The organism is Akkermansia muciniphila, from assembly GCF_040616545.1.
Classification (GTDB): Bacteria; Verrucomicrobiota; Verrucomicrobiia; order Verrucomicrobiales; family Akkermansiaceae; genus Akkermansia; species Akkermansia muciniphila_E.
Map to the genome: position 1 here is coordinate 2,783,134 of NZ_CP156688.1, position 16,891 is coordinate 2,800,024.

The 16,891-nt window shown below is 56.9% G+C and carries 17 protein-coding genes; 2 read left to right on the forward strand and 15 right to left on the reverse strand.

Annotated features, from left to right (window positions below):
• Window positions 1-285: 285 nt before the first annotated feature.
• Window positions 286-603, reverse strand: a complete 318-nt coding sequence (locus tag ABGM91_RS11255) for a hypothetical protein (RefSeq protein WP_354832383.1) — start codon at window positions 601-603, stop codon at window positions 286-288.
• Between the two features lie 111 nt (window positions 604-714).
• Between ABGM91_RS11255 and ABGM91_RS11260 the strand changes: the two genes are divergently transcribed.
• Together ABGM91_RS11260 and ABGM91_RS11265 are read left to right on the forward strand one after the other, a co-directional pair.
• Window positions 715-1,521 (forward strand): S24 family peptidase, encoded by an 807-nt coding sequence (locus ABGM91_RS11260; protein WP_354832385.1) that lies wholly within the window; start codon window positions 715-717, stop codon window positions 1,519-1,521.
• A 228-nt stretch (window positions 1,522-1,749) separates the two neighbouring features.
• Complete coding sequence (locus ABGM91_RS11265; RefSeq protein WP_354832387.1) at window positions 1,750-2,937, forward strand: acyltransferase; 1,188 nt, start codon at window positions 1,750-1,752, stop codon at window positions 2,935-2,937.
• A 318-nt stretch (window positions 2,938-3,255) separates the two neighbouring features.
• Here the strand turns inward: ABGM91_RS11265 and ABGM91_RS11270 are convergent, their stop codons facing one another.
• The 14 genes from ABGM91_RS11270 to ABGM91_RS11335 form a co-directional block, all read right to left on the reverse strand.
• Window positions 3,256-4,479, reverse strand: a complete 1,224-nt coding sequence (locus ABGM91_RS11270) for a hypothetical protein (protein WP_354832389.1) — start codon at window positions 4,477-4,479, stop codon at window positions 3,256-3,258.
• Between the two features lie 494 nt (window positions 4,480-4,973).
• Complete coding sequence (locus tag ABGM91_RS11275) at window positions 4,974-6,104, reverse strand: phage capsid protein (RefSeq protein ID WP_354832391.1); 1,131 nt, start codon at window positions 6,102-6,104, stop codon at window positions 4,974-4,976.
• A gap of 117 nt (window positions 6,105-6,221) precedes the next feature.
• Window positions 6,222-7,007 carry a hypothetical protein gene (locus ABGM91_RS11280; protein ID WP_354832393.1) on the reverse strand — a complete coding sequence of 262 codons (786 nt, stop codon included), beginning with the start codon at window positions 7,005-7,007 and terminating at the stop codon, window positions 6,222-6,224.
• A gap of 6 nt (window positions 7,008-7,013) precedes the next feature.
• Window positions 7,014-7,310, reverse strand: a complete 297-nt coding sequence (locus ABGM91_RS11285) for a hypothetical protein (protein ID WP_354832395.1) — start codon at window positions 7,308-7,310, stop codon at window positions 7,014-7,016.
• The gene (locus ABGM91_RS11290; protein WP_354832397.1) at window positions 7,307-8,953 is read right to left on the reverse strand and encodes a portal protein; all 1,647 of its coding nucleotides are present in this window, start codon (window positions 8,951-8,953) and stop codon (window positions 7,307-7,309) included. Before ABGM91_RS11290 ends, ABGM91_RS11285 begins: the two co-directional genes overlap by 4 nt.
• Before the next feature lie 3 nt (window positions 8,954-8,956).
• Complete coding sequence (locus ABGM91_RS11295; protein ID WP_102724664.1) at window positions 8,957-9,256, reverse strand: hypothetical protein; 300 nt, start codon at window positions 9,254-9,256, stop codon at window positions 8,957-8,959.
• Between the two features lie 6 nt (window positions 9,257-9,262).
• The gene (locus ABGM91_RS11300) at window positions 9,263-9,850 is read right to left on the reverse strand and encodes an N-acetylmuramoyl-L-alanine amidase (protein WP_354832399.1); all 588 of its coding nucleotides are present in this window, start codon (window positions 9,848-9,850) and stop codon (window positions 9,263-9,265) included.
• A gap of 247 nt (window positions 9,851-10,097) precedes the next feature.
• Entirely contained in the window at window positions 10,098-10,343 is a 246-nt protein-coding gene (locus ABGM91_RS11305) for a hypothetical protein (RefSeq protein ID WP_354832401.1), read from the reverse strand.
• Window positions 10,344-10,348: 5 nt separating this feature from the next.
• Window positions 10,349-10,627, reverse strand: coding sequence for a hypothetical protein (locus tag ABGM91_RS11310; RefSeq protein ID WP_354832403.1), 279 nt, complete (start codon window positions 10,625-10,627; stop codon window positions 10,349-10,351).
• A 5-nt stretch (window positions 10,628-10,632) separates the two neighbouring features.
• Complete coding sequence (locus tag ABGM91_RS11315) at window positions 10,633-11,010, reverse strand: hypothetical protein (RefSeq protein ID WP_354832405.1); 378 nt, start codon at window positions 11,008-11,010, stop codon at window positions 10,633-10,635.
• A 21-nt stretch (window positions 11,011-11,031) separates the two neighbouring features.
• A complete protein-coding gene (locus tag ABGM91_RS11320) occupies window positions 11,032-12,264 on the reverse strand; it encodes a hypothetical protein (protein WP_354832407.1) in 1,233 nt (410 codons plus the stop codon).
• A gap of 64 nt (window positions 12,265-12,328) precedes the next feature.
• Window positions 12,329-13,960 carry a hypothetical protein gene (locus ABGM91_RS11325; RefSeq protein WP_354832409.1) on the reverse strand — a complete coding sequence of 544 codons (1,632 nt, stop codon included), beginning with the start codon at window positions 13,958-13,960 and terminating at the stop codon, window positions 12,329-12,331.
• 2 nt (window positions 13,961-13,962) lie between these two features.
• Window positions 13,963-14,313: a hypothetical protein gene (locus ABGM91_RS11330; RefSeq protein ID WP_354832411.1), complete on the reverse strand. Its 351-nt coding sequence runs from the start codon at window positions 14,311-14,313 to the stop codon at window positions 13,963-13,965.
• A gap of 43 nt (window positions 14,314-14,356) precedes the next feature.
• Entirely contained in the window at window positions 14,357-16,891 is a 2,535-nt protein-coding gene (locus ABGM91_RS11335) for a hypothetical protein (protein ID WP_354832413.1), read from the reverse strand.

Here is a 16,891-nt window from a genome sequence, read left to right on the forward strand (position 1 = left end):
TTCAAACAATTCATCATCAAATATTTCAGGCGCAAAAAAAATAAACCATCCCTTCCGTTTATCCCTCAAAAAAGTCACACTTTCCATTCATCCCGCCCGCTGTACCGGAGAACATCCGCAAACACGGGAGTTCATCCGCGCTCCGGCTCCCAGCCGGGACCTTTTCTTCCTCTGCAAGCCGTTTCAACCGGGGAAAACAAGTCCGGTTTCATCAAACGCGGTCCCGTTTATTTCCGGGCGCGGCGGCGCAGGAAAAGTGCGCAGGGCCCCCGCGCAAGGCCCGGTTCACGGCCTGATGGAACAGGATGACTTGGAAGCCTGCAAATCGGAATTATCCATCTCCACGGCCAGCCAGAACACACCGACGGCCACCAGGCCGAAAGCGCACGCCCCCGCTACGGAAAGAACGGTCATCACCATCTTCTGCCGTTCCGCCTTTTCCCTGCATTGGCGGACCAGCGTTTGCAATGCGCCGCAGACTGAACCGAGGCGCCCGCACCACCCTTCTTCCCGGGAGGGTTGTCTTTTGGGATGCAGGGCGGACCTCATCATCACGGGATAAGGGAACGGCTCCGGCTTCATCATGGAAAGGTCTAAAGGCATGTACTTCATGACCTCTTTTTAACGATATTCGTTAATCAGTCAATATATTTTTCACGAATTCAATTTACTTCTTTCTATCGACAATTCACGAAAATCGTGTATGATCAAGCCATGACACCGACAAAAGGAGACGTGAAAAGCTGGCTGAAAGCCATTGGAAAGGACCGTGACTGGCTCGCCAGGAAATGCGGCACGGAAAAAGGAACGGTCAACAACTGGCTTTCCCCCTCCGGCCCCTTTCCCTCCAACGCCATTTTGAAAATTCATTCCCTGATGTCCCAATACGGACCTGTTGCGCCGGAAAATGCACCCATTCAGACCAACCGCCTGGTGCTGGAAATCACGGAAGAACGCATGCGGAACTACGAAAGGGCCGCCTCTGAACGGGGAGTGCCCCTGCGGCAGTGGCTGACGGAACTGGCGGACCAGGCGGCGGACGTGCGCCAGCTCCGGCCAGAACGCCTCCCCTTCGTTCCGCTGGCGGAACAATTCCCTTCCCCTGGCGCACACGCCAGGGGCGAATACAGCACGCAGATCGTCGGCAACATCGCCGCCGGCTCCCTTGCGGAAAGCGATACCGTCCCGTCCACCATTTACATGGAAAGGCCCCTGGGCAAAAATGAATACGTGGTCCGCGTGGAAGGAAAATCCATGGAACCCCTCATCCCGGACGGCGCGCTAGTAGTCATGCGGCGCCATACCGCTCCGCCCATCCCCAAACCGGGCACCATTGTGGAATACAACGACGGCCGCGGCGTGACCCTGAAAAAACTGATCCGGAAGAAAAATGCGGAAACGGGAAAAATGGAACATGCGCTGCAGCCCATCAACCCCGCGTTCAAGGATATTGCCCCCATGGAGGGAGGCAGCATCTCCGGGGTATACGTGGAAACGCTCGTGAACTACCGCAAAGGGTAATTCATACCTCCCGGGGAAAAGTCCGTTCCCCGGCTCTTTTCCATTTCATTCCTTGTCCGTAATGAATAAGGGCCATGGATGAAAGAACTTGCAGGGGGTGATGGTATTTGATTAGGTAACGCGGAAACCGCGCTTCCGGACGGCTGCCGCCCTGTGGTGCGAATCGGCGGTGCGGAAAATACTCTCTCCAATTGAACTGAACCCGGAATTTAAAGCCTGCTCTCTCCCATGTCCAACACGCAGAACTCTCCCATTGCGCCTGGAAGTGAAAAACATCACTACCACATTCTTGACGGTCTGCGCGGGGTGGCCGCCATCGTCGTCGTATGGTTCCACATCTTTGAAGCCTACGCCACCAGCCATGTGGACCAGATCATCAACCACGGCTACCTGGCCGTCGACTTTTTCTTCATGCTGTCCGGGTTCGTCATCGGCTACGCCTACGACAACCGCTGGAAGACGATGACCACCGGGGAATTCATCAAGCGCCGCCTCATACGCCTGCAGCCCATGGTGGCGATAGGAGCGGTCATCGGCGCGCTTATCTTTTATTTCCAGGGCTGTTCCGTATGGGATGTATCCCAGGTGGCGGTCATCTCCCTGCTCGTCGCCACCTTTGTCAATATCCTGCTGATTCCATCGCCTCCCGGCCTTGAAATCCGAGGCCTGGGAGAAATGTACCCGCTCAACGGACCAAGCTGGTCCCTGTTCTTTGAGTACATCGGCAACCTCCTTTATGCACTGTTCATCCGGAAACTCTCCACCCGCTCCCTGGCAGTACTGGTTATCCTGGCCGGATGCGGTCTGGCTTCCTTCAGCTTCTGGGGGCCCAATGGAGACATCTGCTCCGGCTTCGCCATGACCGGGACGGAATGGACAGGCGGCTCCCTGCGCCTGCTGTACTCCTTCTCCGCCGGGCTGCTTCTGTTCCGCCTGTTCAAGCCCGTCAACATCAAGGGCTCCTTCTGGCTATGCGGCATCTCCCTCGCCATCCTGCTGGCCGTTCCCCGGCTGGGGGGAGAAGACGCCTTCTGGATGAACAGCCTCTATGAAACCGTATGCTTTGCCGTCTTTTTCCCGCTCATCCTCCTCTTTGGCGCCTCCGGCAAAATCACTGATCCCTATACGGATAAAATATGCCGGTTCCTGGGCAGAATCTCCTACCCCCTGTACATGGTCCATTACCCGTTCATCTACCTGTACTATGCGTGGGTGAAAAACGGAGACCTCTCCTTCTCTGAATCCCTCCCCGGCGCCCTGGCCGTCGTCATCGGAAGCATCCTGCTGGCCTGGCTGTGCCTGAAGTTCTACGATGAACCCGTCCGGAGCTTCCTGGCGAAGCACTTTTTAAAGCGGAAAAATAACCGCAACCTTAAGCCTTCATCTTCCGTACTCCAAAAAAAGACGGACGGCTAAAGCCGCCCGTCTGAATTCGCACCACATCACTATACAGAATTACGCTGCAAAGAACTTTTCCGTCGCAGTAGATGATGCAGCCAGCGGTGGATAAATCGCCGGCCATATACGTGACTCAATTCTCCACGGCCTACTCTGCCTGCGGTCCCATCCAGTAGTTGATGTTCACGTTATTACTTTTGTAAATTAAAAAACACTGGCGCACACCACTTGACCTCCAATTGTTCCGGGGCCAGGTCACCGCCTTATAACGCCAGTTCTGAATCCCCCCCTTCCATCAGGGAGGACTATGGAAATAAAATTGCAGTTTTCTCATCGTTAAATATTTTCTACATTAAGATAATCAGCCGGATTGATACCCTGGATAACACTTACTCGAAAGTGGGCCATTTGCTCCGAACAGGTATCCACGATGGCATAATGACAGTCATTGCTGACTAACCCAAGAGGAACCTCTCCAAGGTAGTATACCTGGGGAGTCAGATAACGGCGGTTAAAACTATTGTAATTATCATCCACTCTCACGCCTGCGTGTCTCCCCAGATAAATCTTGCTGGAGTTCCATGAGGACGGAACCACCATCAAGTCCAGCCGGGAGACTTGGTCCAGGCTGATACCGGGCCACGGCAGCTCCGTAAGTTCTCCGGCCGCATTTTTAGCGACAACTTTCTTATCTGCACAATCCACGTAAAAGGACGGTCCCGGTATATCCTCAATGGCCGATGCTGCCACATTGCTGTAATAACCGGTCCAGCCGAATTTGGTGGATGTATTTCCCATATTGACACCGCTTAACAGGGACATCACCAGAACGTAGTTACCGGGTCCCGCAGGACTGACGGCGCCGCCGTAGTTGGTGTTGGGGACGGCGGATTTGACCAAGATGCATTTATGAGCGGCGTTCGTTCCTATCCAGGACAGGCCGCACCACCCGGACAAAGACCGCTCAATCTTGACGTTGCGGCCCTCAAGCGTAGTCACGGTACCGTTGACGTGGTCCAGGTGGTATACATTCTCCAGAACGGACATGACGGCAGCGGCACCTGCATTGAGTCCGGTCTTGGGAAGTCCGGGCTCAAGCGCGGATGCGGCATTGATGCCCCCGTTGGCGGTGACGGGTCCGTCTATCGTAGCCCCGCCAGTTGAAGAAAACCCGTCGGTAAAATGGGTGCATGCCAAATTTAGGGGAAGCGGTGTAGTCCGCCCATCAACAATGCCGTAGGTTTGCAAGTACAAACCGCCATCCTGGTTGCCAATGGAAAACCATCGTTTACCATTGTCAGCAATGGTGGGATTGTCAACATAAGCCCCGATGTTGATCGGCACACTCATTGGCGTGATATATGCGCCGGTAGTGCTGGCTACCGTCGTGGCCGTAAGTTCCCCATCCAGTACCATATTACCGGCGGTATTCAGTTTCGGAGCGGCGTTCCAGCATAGGCGTTCTTCCGCCGTAATATGTGCAGTTCCATTCTCCACGTGCTCATGCAGTTCAGCCTGAGAGGCCATGAAGATTCCATTGACTGTAGTAATTTTATTCATGATTATTCTTTCTGGTTGTTGTGAGGTGGCTGAATAACTCCACTGCCACCTTGTCCACTCGTACCACTTCGTTGAAAGCATCTACCTGGTCCCCGGAAAAATCATCACGTGTGAAACGTCTGAACTGGATAAACCCGGCCCGCATTCGAAAATTTGTCTCCTCTCACAGGTTCGGGCATCCGATCTGTATTTGTGCGTGCCAATAGTCATTGGCTCAACGTCAAATGAGTGGATGAGTCTTCACAAGAAAAGAAACCAAATGGAACTAAAGGAAGAATTCCTTGCCATTTTAATATGACATTAGTTCGTCAATGCCCTAAAAACAAAAAACTTCCTAAATCAGGAAGTCGAAAAATGGAGCGGATGATGGGTTTGTGATAAATTACAATCAGATATTTACGTCAATCTGTAACACTTCTGTAACGTCCGTATGACAAAAAAGACGGGCAGCCGAAGCCGCCCGCCTGAATGCGAACCACATCAATGTTGCCGAATTAAGCCACAGAGAACTTTTCCTCGCAGTGGATGGAAAGCACGGTTTCTTCCCTGGTGCGTGCAGCGCCCATGCCGAAGGTCACGCCTGCCAGTAGCGTGTCGATGGACGTATCGGGCTGGCGCATGTGGAACTTGGCATCTTCCCAGATACCATAAATCAGGTCTTCACTGCGCCACATGGGGCAGACGCGCACGTACTTCTTGGCGCTGGCCGTGCCAACGTTGACCAGAGGCAGGGAATCCGTAATCAGGAACCGGATGCCCAGCAGCGGGCTGACAAAGCCGGTCTTCAGGGCCTGGAAGCCGTAGTCGATATTCTGAAGCTTTTCCATGCGCATCATCTCGAAAGCCTGTTGCGAAGTAATGCCCATGCACAGCGTGCCGCCGCCGTTGAGGGCGTAACGGGCCTGCATGCAGGTCTTGGCAAAGAGCAGCTTGTCAATCGTAATGCCGCTGGGGGTGAGCGTCCCTTCCGGGGTGTAGTTGACCGGGACCACGTTGGTCTTCTTGGTGTCGATGTCAAAGTCATCGGTGAGCTCGTCCCAGGTGGTAATGAGGCCTTCTCCGCGGACATAGGGCTGTTGAGGCAAAGCCTCTTTCTCATAGCCGCCCTTGCCAACGTAATTATCACCCAGCAGGCCGCCGGTAGCGCCGCCCTTGTAGGGGGAACCGTCCTCGGCATCCGGCATGATGGAAGTCGGCGTCTGGATGATATGCTCTCCGTAGGTGTCGGAACTCTCGTCCAGGTCTACGCAGGTGCCCAGCAGCACGTCGTCCTTCACGCGCTCGGCCGCATTGGTAAGCTGTGTGACCATCGTGGTGGCGTTAATCGGCAGGCTGGCCAGGAACTTCTCGTCGTCCGTGGACCACTTCAGGAACTTCTCGAACAGTTGAGGACGCATATTGCGCAGGCCGAACTTGAGTTCCGTGGCGACAATATCCTGCATTCGCTGGGTACGACGGTTCAGTTCCGTGGACCCGATAGCAGGAAGCTGGTACATATCACCGTTGCAGCCGTGGATGACCTGGGCGAACGGAGTCAAGACGGACATCTTCTGTTGCAGCTCTTCAATGAGCTGCTGAGTGCGCGTCTTTTCATACATTTCCGGAATAGTTCTTTCAATCTTCATGTGTTGGTGCTTTGGTTGTTGCAACTTCACTCCACACGAGACCGGAGCATAAAAAAATGGTGGCAGTGTCACGTGACACCGCCACCATCCGCAATGGACCAATAGAAAGAAAAAAGGCTAGTAAATCTTGATACCCGCGAGCCTGTTGAAATGTTCGGCGGCGGCCTTGTAGCCCTTGCTGCCGGGGTTGAACAAATCCTTGTGGTAGGGATTGTCCGGGTTGTTGATGATGTCGTCCATCTCCTGCTGGCGGGATTGGGCACTGGCAGCCTGTCCGGCTCCGCGCGTCCGTTCCTCACCCACCATGCCGCGCAGCACGTTGCAGAGGCGGAACACATGAGGATTCATCAGGGCCTGGGCGTCCTCCTTGCTTATCCCCCCGTGCTTCACCGCATCGGCAATAAAGCGCTTGGTGGCGGCCATGTTCCCGTCAAACTCTCCCTTCCACTCGCCCTTCAGGGATTCCAGGGCCTGCTTGTCCGCTTCCCGCTGGGCGGTAAGGAGGGAATCGCACACCTGGGTGACGAAGGCGCCTGCGGCATCCGGAGCAATCCCGTTGGCCTTGGCGTGGGAGGCAATCATGGAACGGGTTTCGTCCGTCCCGTTAAAGGACTCACCCAGCTCCAAGACATATTCGTCTCCGGGGTCTCCGTCCGCCGGGGGCTGGGCCGGGTCCGTGGTGTCCTCCTGCGTGAAATCGAACGGATTCACGTCACTGGGGGCGCTGTTCTGGTCAGGCGTCTGTGTAGCTGCGGGGTCTCCCCCCTCTCCGGGCGGGGGCTGGGCTGCTGGGTCTCCCCCCTGGGGCGCCTGGCTGGGGTCTGCTGCCGGTTGTCCCCCGCCTGCATCCGCAGGTTCCGGGTAACGCAGCACGGTCATTCGCATCGTGATGATATGGTGCATGGTATTTTAGTTATTGGTGGTTGTGGAATTGTCTTCAACAGGCTTGGAGCGTTCTTGTTCCAACCATTTGATTACATGGAGCTGCCCGTCGCGCCTGGCGGCCATCAGCGTCAGCATTTGGGGGTCTCCGCTCAACGGGATGCCCTGCTTGTCGGCAAATAGGAACACCGGCAGGCCGGTCTCGAAATGCTCTTGCAGCACCTTCATGGCCTCGTCGGAAATGCCTTCTCGCAAAATGCGTCGGCGCCGGGCCAGCTTCCGCTTCGTCTCTTCTTGCAGTGGGTTCTTTCTCATGGTCGTCATGCTGAAAGGTTGCTTTCCCGGGTGGCGGCCCCGGCATTGTCGCGGTTGGCGGCGGCCATCATCTGGGCGATCTTGGCCTGCTGCATCGCACCGGCCTCGTCTTCCCTCTGTTTCCGGAGGGCCGCCACCTCCTTGGGCTTGCGCATGCACTCTGATGGCACGTTGGTTTCATCGGCGATGTACCGGATGGATTCATCTTCCTTGAAGGGGTCCAGCCACGCGGGGTTGCCCGTCGTCTGGGCCAGATTGACGGCATGGCCGAGCGTTTCTACCAGCCCGCTCAACTTGTAGCGTTCCAATGCCTTGGCCATCTTGCTGATATACTTGACGCCGGGAGCCAGAATCTTCATCTTGATGCCGTACTCGTCCAGAGGCACAAACAAGCCCTGCGGCTTGCCTTCTTCCGGGAACTTGCCCAGGCGCTCCAGGGAGCAGAACACGCGCTCCATCATCGGGCGGATGTCGGACGTGAACTGCGTAAAGCTCTGGGTAAAGGTCATCATCCGCTCGTTGTCGCGCAGATTGGCTTCCAGAGCCGTCATCTGCCGTTCCACCTGGGTCACTGCCTGAAGCACGGAAACAAACAGGGCGTCGTCGATCTCGGCATTGTACATCTCCAGCAAATCCTTGCCTACGGTGTACTCGGTGGCCGTGGCCCATTCCCTGGGCAGCCCGCTCTTGATGTCCTCCGGACGGAGAACCGTCATTCCCCCGGCCCTCATGTCCACCTCGTCAACCATGTCCGAAGTCAGCAGCACGCGGGGGAAGGCCGCCGCCTGTCCGGCCACCTTCATGGCTTCCTGCATGAGCAAGCTGTCTTCGATGGTGTCCACGATGGGAGCCAGGGCGCTTTCCCCGCACACTTCATTGCCGTATTTGATGAAACGCGTGCCCATGTAGGGAAACTCGTAATAGCCGCTCTCCTTGATGATATGCTGCTCTGCCGGTTCCAGGTACACGCTCGTCCAGCTCATTTGCTCCGGCGGCAGGTTCCGGTTGCCCATCGGCGGCACATCCCGCGGAAGCACGAGGTGCCAAATCTCGAACTGCTGCGTGTACCTCCGTTCCTTGTCGCCATAGGCATCTTTAATCGCTCCCTTTAAAGCGTCTTCCCCAAAGGCGGCCGCGGCCTGGTGGGCGGTGTACTTGAACTTGCGCACCACCGTGTCAATCTCGTGGTCCTCATTTTCCGCCAAGCCATAAGTCCCCGCAGGAACATGGGTGAACACAAGCGTGCCTTTCTTGATGTTCTCTTCGGACATCATCAAGCCCGTGCCCGTGCCGATGCGGTCGATGACCGTGGCAATGAACGAGGTGTAAAAATTGCTCGCCTCCAGCTCCTTCTGGGTGATTTGGGCGGCATCTTTCAACCAGAACTTTTCATCGGCGGTGATGTCTCCCCATTCATCATACTGGAACCAGTTCTGCCCACGCGGCGTAATGTAGTTGAGGTGGGCGCTGGCCAGCTTCAGCACACCGGTCTTGGCACGGGCGCAGACGCGTTCCGGCATGCCGTCGTCCTCCATCTCCGCCAGTTCCGCGGCCGGAATCAGTTTGGGCAGCACGTGCCGGACATACCGCCTCCACTCGTAGTTCGTCTTATTAAATAGAGACTGGGCGATTCTGTAATAGTCGGTTTCCATTGTTTATCCTCCCAGGGTTTTGCGGCCGCCGGTCAGGGAGCCCAGCACGCCGCCGGGATTGACGGTCCGGGCCATGCCGTAGCGGCGTTTGCTGGCATTCTGGCGGTTGACTTCCTCACTCTCCCCGGTATCGGCCGCGGCCTGCGTGGGGTCGGCGGCACTGGCGCCCACGCTCACGTTGCGCTTGGCAGCCTCCTGGGCCGCTACGGTGGCAGCCTGTTGCTGCTTCTTCTGCTGGTGGGAACTGTACATGCTCCCGCCGATGCTCAAGGCCGCACTGATCAACGCTCCGGTGAATCCCATGGTAATTTACTGGTTGAGGGTGTACGCGTCTACGCCATGCGCAATAGCGCGGGCAATGGCGCCGGGGGTATCGCGTAACAGGGAAGCGTCTCCAGGGTTGGACAAGAAACCGCACTCTACCAGCACAGCGGGCGGCACGGTCTTGCGGAGCACATACAGGCTGGTCTTGTTGGGCTTACAGGAGCGGTCAGGACGTGCCTGTACATGGTCGGCGCGGCCCGGCATGAGCTTGCAGAGAGGCCCGGCAATGGCTTCGGCCAGACGTTTGCCACAAGCGGAATCCGTATAGGAACCGTCGTCATGGTAATTGCGATGGTGGCAGACATGGGCCCCGCAGGCCGTCGCCGAACCCGCGGAATCACAGTGCAAGGAAATGGAAATATCGAACCCTCCGGCGTTGATGGCCTTGACCGTAGCGGCAAGATCGTCGTCGTTGTCCATACGAGGGAAGTCGATGATGGTGACAGCGTGTCCCTGGGCCGACAGCATGGGGGCCAGATGGTTGGCAATGGTCATGGCGGTGGCATGTTCTTCCAGGCCGTTGCCGCGGGAGCCGGTATTGTTGGCATGTCCGATGTCTAAAGCGATGTTCATTTGTTCAGGTATTGGTTGATAAGGTGATCTGGTACGTCGTATTCCGCGTAGGTGCTGTTAAGGTGCCATTCTTCGTGTTGGGCCTTGTAGGCTGAACGCTGCTTCCTGCTGGGCAGGATGTGCATTTCCTGCTTGCGTCCGGGAGTGTTGATAACGAGAAGGTAAAGGTATTGTTCCGGCATGGTTAATTAAGTTATAAACTATTTCCTGTAGAACTAGTTAGAACTGGTAAGAAAAACTTTACAGTTCATTTTTGGGTCTGATGCTCGAGGTTGGAAAGACGGAGGTCTATTGTCCTCAAGACCTCCGTCTGAATAGCGTAGTTTTTGGTTTGCTCTTGTAAGAAGCTCTTGAAATCATTGTAAATCAATACCATTCCGACAAATCCGCCCATGAGAACGACAATCAGCAGCGTCAAAATACCGTTCTTGCCATCCAAAACCGCACGGACAGTGTTGACTACGCGCAGAACCCAATCTATCGGCTGGCACATGATTCTTACTTTTTCAGGGCTTGAACGATAGGCGGCGTGTCCGTTGCGGGCTGGGCCTGGCTGTAGGACAGGTGGCCCGGCTCCAGCACCAGGCAGGAACCGTCCTTGCAGACCTCGGTTCGGTCAGGAGTCACGTCCACGGAGTGCCCGCAGCCGGTTACGGTGATGTAGCCAGCAGAGGCCAGAGCGCCGATGATGGCGCCGATCACGTACTTGACCCAATTCCCCCAGCGGGCAGATGCTGCCTGCTGGGCCTTTTCAATGTCGTTTTTATTTACGTTCATATTCGTTATTTATTAGTGGTGAAGTGCTTGAAGAAAGCCACGGCGGCAGGGTCCTCAATCAAAAGAGAAGGGTCATCCTCTGGAGTGAATGTGCGGATTGCCCCCGTCCCATCTTGCTGGGCCTCAACCTGAAGAGACACCTTATCCTGGCCCACCATCCGCGCCCATACCTGCGTTGCCACCCAGTCCCCCTCTTTGTCCTGGATGGCGGAAGCAAGTGCGAGATAAACCGGGGCTTGCTCTTCCGGCAGGTCTTTCAGGAGCCTTTCTTCTCCGTAGCTCCATCCGTCGGGTTTAGGCCCTACAAACCTGATAACCCCCGCAAGCGGGTCGAACTTGGCCCCTGAATCTTTCGGAACGTCATAAATAATGTGTATTAACATAATGATTTTTATTTGATTAGGTTAGTTAATGGCGTAACTTCCAAGGTAGATTTTCCCGGTATCGGTAATATATAATGTTGTTTCATCCTTGACCGCTAAGGCGGTGTATTGGGCATCCGTCAGCGTATTGTTGAACTTAACCCACCGGGCATCACCTTCTGCTACATTGGGCACGTCCGTCTGACTCAGAGGGGCATGCTGATTTTGCTTGATAACTCTCGCCGCTTCTCGATCGTGGCGGCCAATCGTGAAAGTAACGCCCATTAAACACTCGTCATCACCTCGCAAACTAAATGTGCCGCTGGACTTGTTTTGCCAGACGGCTTCTCCGGTCTGGACGGACATCAAGCTATATGCTTCATCATACACCGCACACCGGTACATGGTTGCCACGCCAGCCACATTTAGGGATTGACTCATTGTCACCCCTCCGGCAAAAGCAGCAGCCCCAAACTCCCACGAACCACTTGTAACAACCCTTGTTGGATTCGATGAATCATAACTAAGACTATTAGGGCCAAACTGGAAGGAATCCGCGGAACACGATCCATCTACGCTAATAGGCGCCAATATGGGGAGGTGAAGGGACGAGCCCGGAATAAGGGTATGAATATCTATATACTTACTGGCAGAATGATACTTAATCCTCAAAAAATCAGCCCCACTACTATTACCTAACGCCACCCCGCTTTCGTCGGGATTAAGATATACACCAGTAATCTGTGCAGCTTGTACACCGAAAGAATCATAAAAAACGATTGATCCGCCGACACCCATTCCACCCTTTAGGGTGGTGTTGCCGTCTACCGCCAGAGATTGCCCCATCGTGACCCCAGCATTAAATGTTGCCGGACCGGAAAACACCCCTTTTCCCGTGTTGTATAAATTATTGATGGTTCCATTGGTGTAGACGGACAGAATATCCATGCCGATTTCCCGGTTCGTGACACCTTTAATCCAGGCCCCATTTTCTCCGAGTTTCAGTAACCCTTTTGCAGTCAAATCACCTGCAACGGTTATCGTTTGGAACTGTCCACTGCCCCCGGAGGCAGACGATCCGCCGAGGGCTCCCTTAAAAGACTCCGTGACCAGGGCTGAATCATCGCTTACTTCCACCTCCGCAGAGGGGGCGATAAAGCAGGTTTGCCCCCCTGCCGGGCAGGAAGCAATCAAGACACCGTCCGGAGTGGAAACGGTGCAATCCGTTTGAGGCGTGACGGCATAAGTCTTGCCAGCGGTGGTGTTGATGATCATGTATCATGATTTCACATGCCCGCGGACGGAAAGAAAGCGTGACGGTGTCACACAGCCCAAAAAATTACTTTGCCCACGGAACGCCCCTGGCCATCCCCTTGCGCATGCCGCCTCTTTGCTCCGTCCGCGTGCGTGCCCGTGCTCCCGTTTTTTCGACGTAACCATGAGCATACGCTTCACCGAATGTACGGAACCCGTCCGCGGAATGGGAACAGGCATTGTGCAGCGGCATCGAAATCACCCGGCCATTGGCTCCAGGCGGCAGCGTCTGGTAATTCTCCAGGGCGTTCACGCCGCTCATATACTCCACGCCATCCACAACAACCGGCTCGCTGCATCGTTCGTGGAATACGCAATGGGTCAGAAGCTTGCGGGTCACGTGAATCCCCGCCCAAATATCGCTGGTCCGCGGAACTACCCGGCACACCAGCCCCTGCATTCCCAGCCTCTGCTCGAAACTCGTCAGGTCCCAGTCCCGCTTGGCGGCATCGTGGGGCAGGAAATTGGCGGCAATGCTCTGCCCGTAGCGGGCCTCCCATCCGCGCACGACACCTATGTAATGGGCCAGCTCCTTCCCGCTGGCGGAATAATGATCCAGTACGTAAAACTTGCCGTCCCCTCCCGGCTGAATCAGCCACAGGGTCATGTAGTCGGAAAGCCCGATGTCCCAGCTCACGTACAGGGGCCGGGTATCGTCGGGTTCAAACTGCTGCTTGAGGCGTCCTTCCGCGCGCAGCATGGAAATCTGGGCGCCGTACACGGCGCCGTGCACCTGCGTTTCAAACGCCTCTGCCGGAGTGCTGGGGTACTCCTGCTTCACCAGGTGCCCAAACGTATTCCACTGGGACAAATACCAGCGCTTCTGCCCTTCGTCCAGATGGATGCCTTCCTTGGCCAGCCCCTCGAAATACTCCCGGTGCTGGTTGTTCAGACGGAGGGGTTCCCCTTCGTCCACCCGGTACTCCGGCTGCTTGTGCCAGGGAAAGAAGAAGAACTTGAAATCCAGCGGCGTCAGGGTGCGCCCCACATTCTCCATGGCCGCCTTGGTCAGGCGGTAATTCTCGCCATACTTGCCCCCTTCGTGGGTGGACTCCATGATTACCACGCCGTCCCGTCCCACCGTATTGACGCCGCCGGAAAGAATCTTCAGCGCCTTTTTGGGGTCATTAACGGCCGTGTAACCGAACTCGGAAACGTGAAGCAACTGCATCGTGCCGCCGCGCAGGTTGGTCCCCACCCGGATATTGCTGCCCGTGGCAAACTCCGCCCTGGTGGCGGAAATCCTGCCTCTGGAACTTGCAAAAAGCTGGCGGGCAAACGTATTGATCTGTTCCCGTTCCCACTCGTCTTCGATGAACTCTACCCCGTTGGTGGGAGGTTCCAGCAGGGAATTAACCGCAAAGGAAATCTTGCCCATCTTCTCCTGGGCGTCCGGCAGGGTCTTGTCGATGATGCCGCAATGGAACCCTTCCCGGAACAGGCACATGTCCAGCATCAACATGGCTGTGTAGGTGGAAATCCCAAGCTGGCGGGCCTTCAGGATATTATTGCGGTGCCACAGGTTACGGTGGAGCTCCTGCTGGGCCCAGTTCAGCCGGAACCGGCAGGGAGGACCGTTCTTGCGCTCAATCCAGTACAAGTGATTCAGCCTCCACTCCTGGCTTGTCCAGCAATTATCGTACCAATGCTCACCCATCGTTACCCTCCGTTCAATCGTTGAGCCAGCCGGGCGAACGTCCGCAAATCATGCTTTTGCAGGCCCTGGCGGCCATATCCTTTCACCTCCCTACACCAGATCACGTGCGTGTACCCCAGCCCCAGCAGGTACTCCGCCTGGACGCCGATACGCGCCCCGCTACCGCACACGAACAGCACCAGAAACGTGTGGGCGTCGTCTCCTTCCACCGGGTCACGCGGAACGCCCATGTACACGCAATCCGGCGCCAAATGGACAATGCCGCCCATATCCAGGGCCGTGCGGATATGCTCCCCGTACAGCCCCGACCTGATGCCTTCCAGCACGTCCCATGCCTGTTCCAATGCGTTCATTCTGAAATGCTATTAACTATTACCTTTTCACTATTAACTGATTCTATCCCTGCATCGCCAAAAATTCACACCCGGTAGGGCCGCTGAACCGCAGGCCTACGACATGCTCATACTGCCACCTGTTCACCGTAATCACTTCGTGCCAGCCCTTCTTCATCACGGGGGCGTTGCTGGCCACGGGCACCCATTGTTCCCCGTCTCCCGTCACTCGCAGCGGATCGGTCAGGCAGTCCTGGCCAAAGAGCACGGCTACCGGGAACTTCGGGTTTCTCTCCACCCGTGTTTCCAGAGGGTTGCTCAAGGCGTTGGTCAGCAGCGTGGACACGTAATCATTGCCCACATCATCGTAGGGGGAATCGTCGTCCACCACCTCAATATAGAGGGAGCTGTCCGCCAAGTCCCCGGCGGCCGTATGCGTTTCCCGTTTCACAATCAGGAACAGGCGGTCGGAACGGGAACCGTCCGGCATCGCGCAGGCGGCAAGAACGCGCCCGTTGGTAGTCCAGCGGTGCCACGCGTTGACCTCGTGCATCGTATTGTAGGTGCACAAGGCGAGTTGCCCGTCTGCCAGCACAAACACCGCCACCGTATCGGGCTTGCGCAGCATCGTGCCGTGCTTCACGCCGCCGTGCTCGCGCAGGACATGGGGGGCCAGTACCGTCAAATCTTTGCTCCGGTAGCCGTCCGTCTCGAAGGAATAACCGTACTCGTAGCACCTGCCGGCACCCCGCTCGATGTAGAGCACCTTGTCGGTGGCCATCAGGGCCGGAATCGCTGCGCTGCCCACATGGCCGTGATCCTCAATCTGGGCGTTGGAGCTCGTGATGCTCCCCTGGCTGGAGCCGGCGGAAATCACCCACTCCGCTTCGCTGGTTCCAGGAAGCAGGCGGTGGGACTGGGCCATCATCCAGCACACCGGGTTCTGGCTCGTCGTGGCCATCGTCAGCGCCAGGGCCGCGTCGTCGCTGTCCCCGGTGGAAAAGTTGTTGAAATCATCCGTGCGGCTCATCCAGACGGTCTGCGGCTGTTCCCGTGTGGAAGCGAACACCAGCCGTTGGTTGTACACCTCGCAGAGCAGCGGGAACCCGTAGCGTTCGGAGAAAGCCGCCCAGCTCCAGTTGTGGACCGTCCGGCGCCCCATCCACTCCACGGGCACCTTGTCCTCACAGGACCATTCCACGGCCACCACCTCACCGGCATCATCCAGCGTGGGCACCGCCCGCAGCACCATGTCGTGCCGGTAGCCGGGCACAATCAGCCGGTTGCCGCAACTATCCGCCGGGAAGCCGGAAGCCAGGGAATCCCCCATGAACTTGCTGCGCGTCAGGAACAGGCGCAGGAAGCACTCTTCGTCCGCTTCGTCCCCCGTCAGTTGCGTGTTGCTGGCCTCCCCGATTCTGGAAAAGCTCGTGCCGGCCGTCTCCCAGTCGGCGTCCAGGTCGTCGGAATCGTAGCACTTGCGCACCTCGTAGCTCCCGTACCACAACCCGGAACAGTAGAATTCCCACTTCCCGCGGCAAGTCAGCGGAGCGCCCACGGCCAGACCGCGCACAAAATAGCCGGGATAATCCCCGAACCCCGTGCCCAGGTCCACCATGTCCGCCTCCGTGAAATCCCGGATGCAGGTGAAATACTCCCAGTAGCCGGACTTGATGGCCACTTTCGTTCCCCTGTCCACAAACCCGGTGCCGGTCACGTCCTTGACGGAATAGACGGGGGTCACTCCTTCAAACCCGTCCAAATTCTCCGCCTCTACAAAGCAATCGGGATAACAAGCGGGCTCGTCCAGCCCCTCCGTGTACACGTCCGCAGAAAGCGTCTGCTTGCAGATGTAGTATTTGACGGTGGTATCGGTATGAACGGCCAGGCGGTCTCCCTTGGAAGCTGTCCGCAATCCGTCCGCGATGATGACGTTCCGGCGCAGATCGCCCCCCTTGGCGAATGCCTCCTGTTGTTCCAGCCAGAAGCTGGCCCGCAGCAGGTCCACACTTTCAAGGGCGCTTTCCCTGGGCTCTTCTTCCGGGCTGAACTCCACCGTATAGCGCACATCCCCCAGCACGGGGGTGCAGGTCAGCACCAGCGGATGGTCCCGCTTCTCATTGATAAACCGCCAGGGATGGTGCTTGAACTCCCATGCCTCCAATGTCCAGGCGCCGTCTTCGCCCCTCTTCAGCACCATCGGACGGTTGTCCTGCGTAGTGAGGTACAGCAGCGCGTTGAGCTGGCGCCACCGCACCGTGTCCGGGTCCAGGTAAAACTCCTGGCCGTCCTCGCCGTCCGTGAACCGGGCTGCCTCGGCGCCCTCCATGTCCAGCACCCGTACTACGTCACCGGCGATCTCCACCAGGAAGCGCAGGCCGTCCGCATCCGCGTAGGAATAGACGTAGGGAACCAACCGGCTGCGCTCGCTCAAGGCGTCTGCGAAATATCGCATCCCCCGGCGGCGTTCGGCTCCCCCCATCTGGGAAAGCTTCCAGTTCTCCGCGATCAGCAACCCGCGCATGTAGGCTTCCAGGTCGAACCGGGCCGCCAGTTCGGGGCTCTGCTCCCCGCCGTTGAAACACGTTCTCGTTTGCAT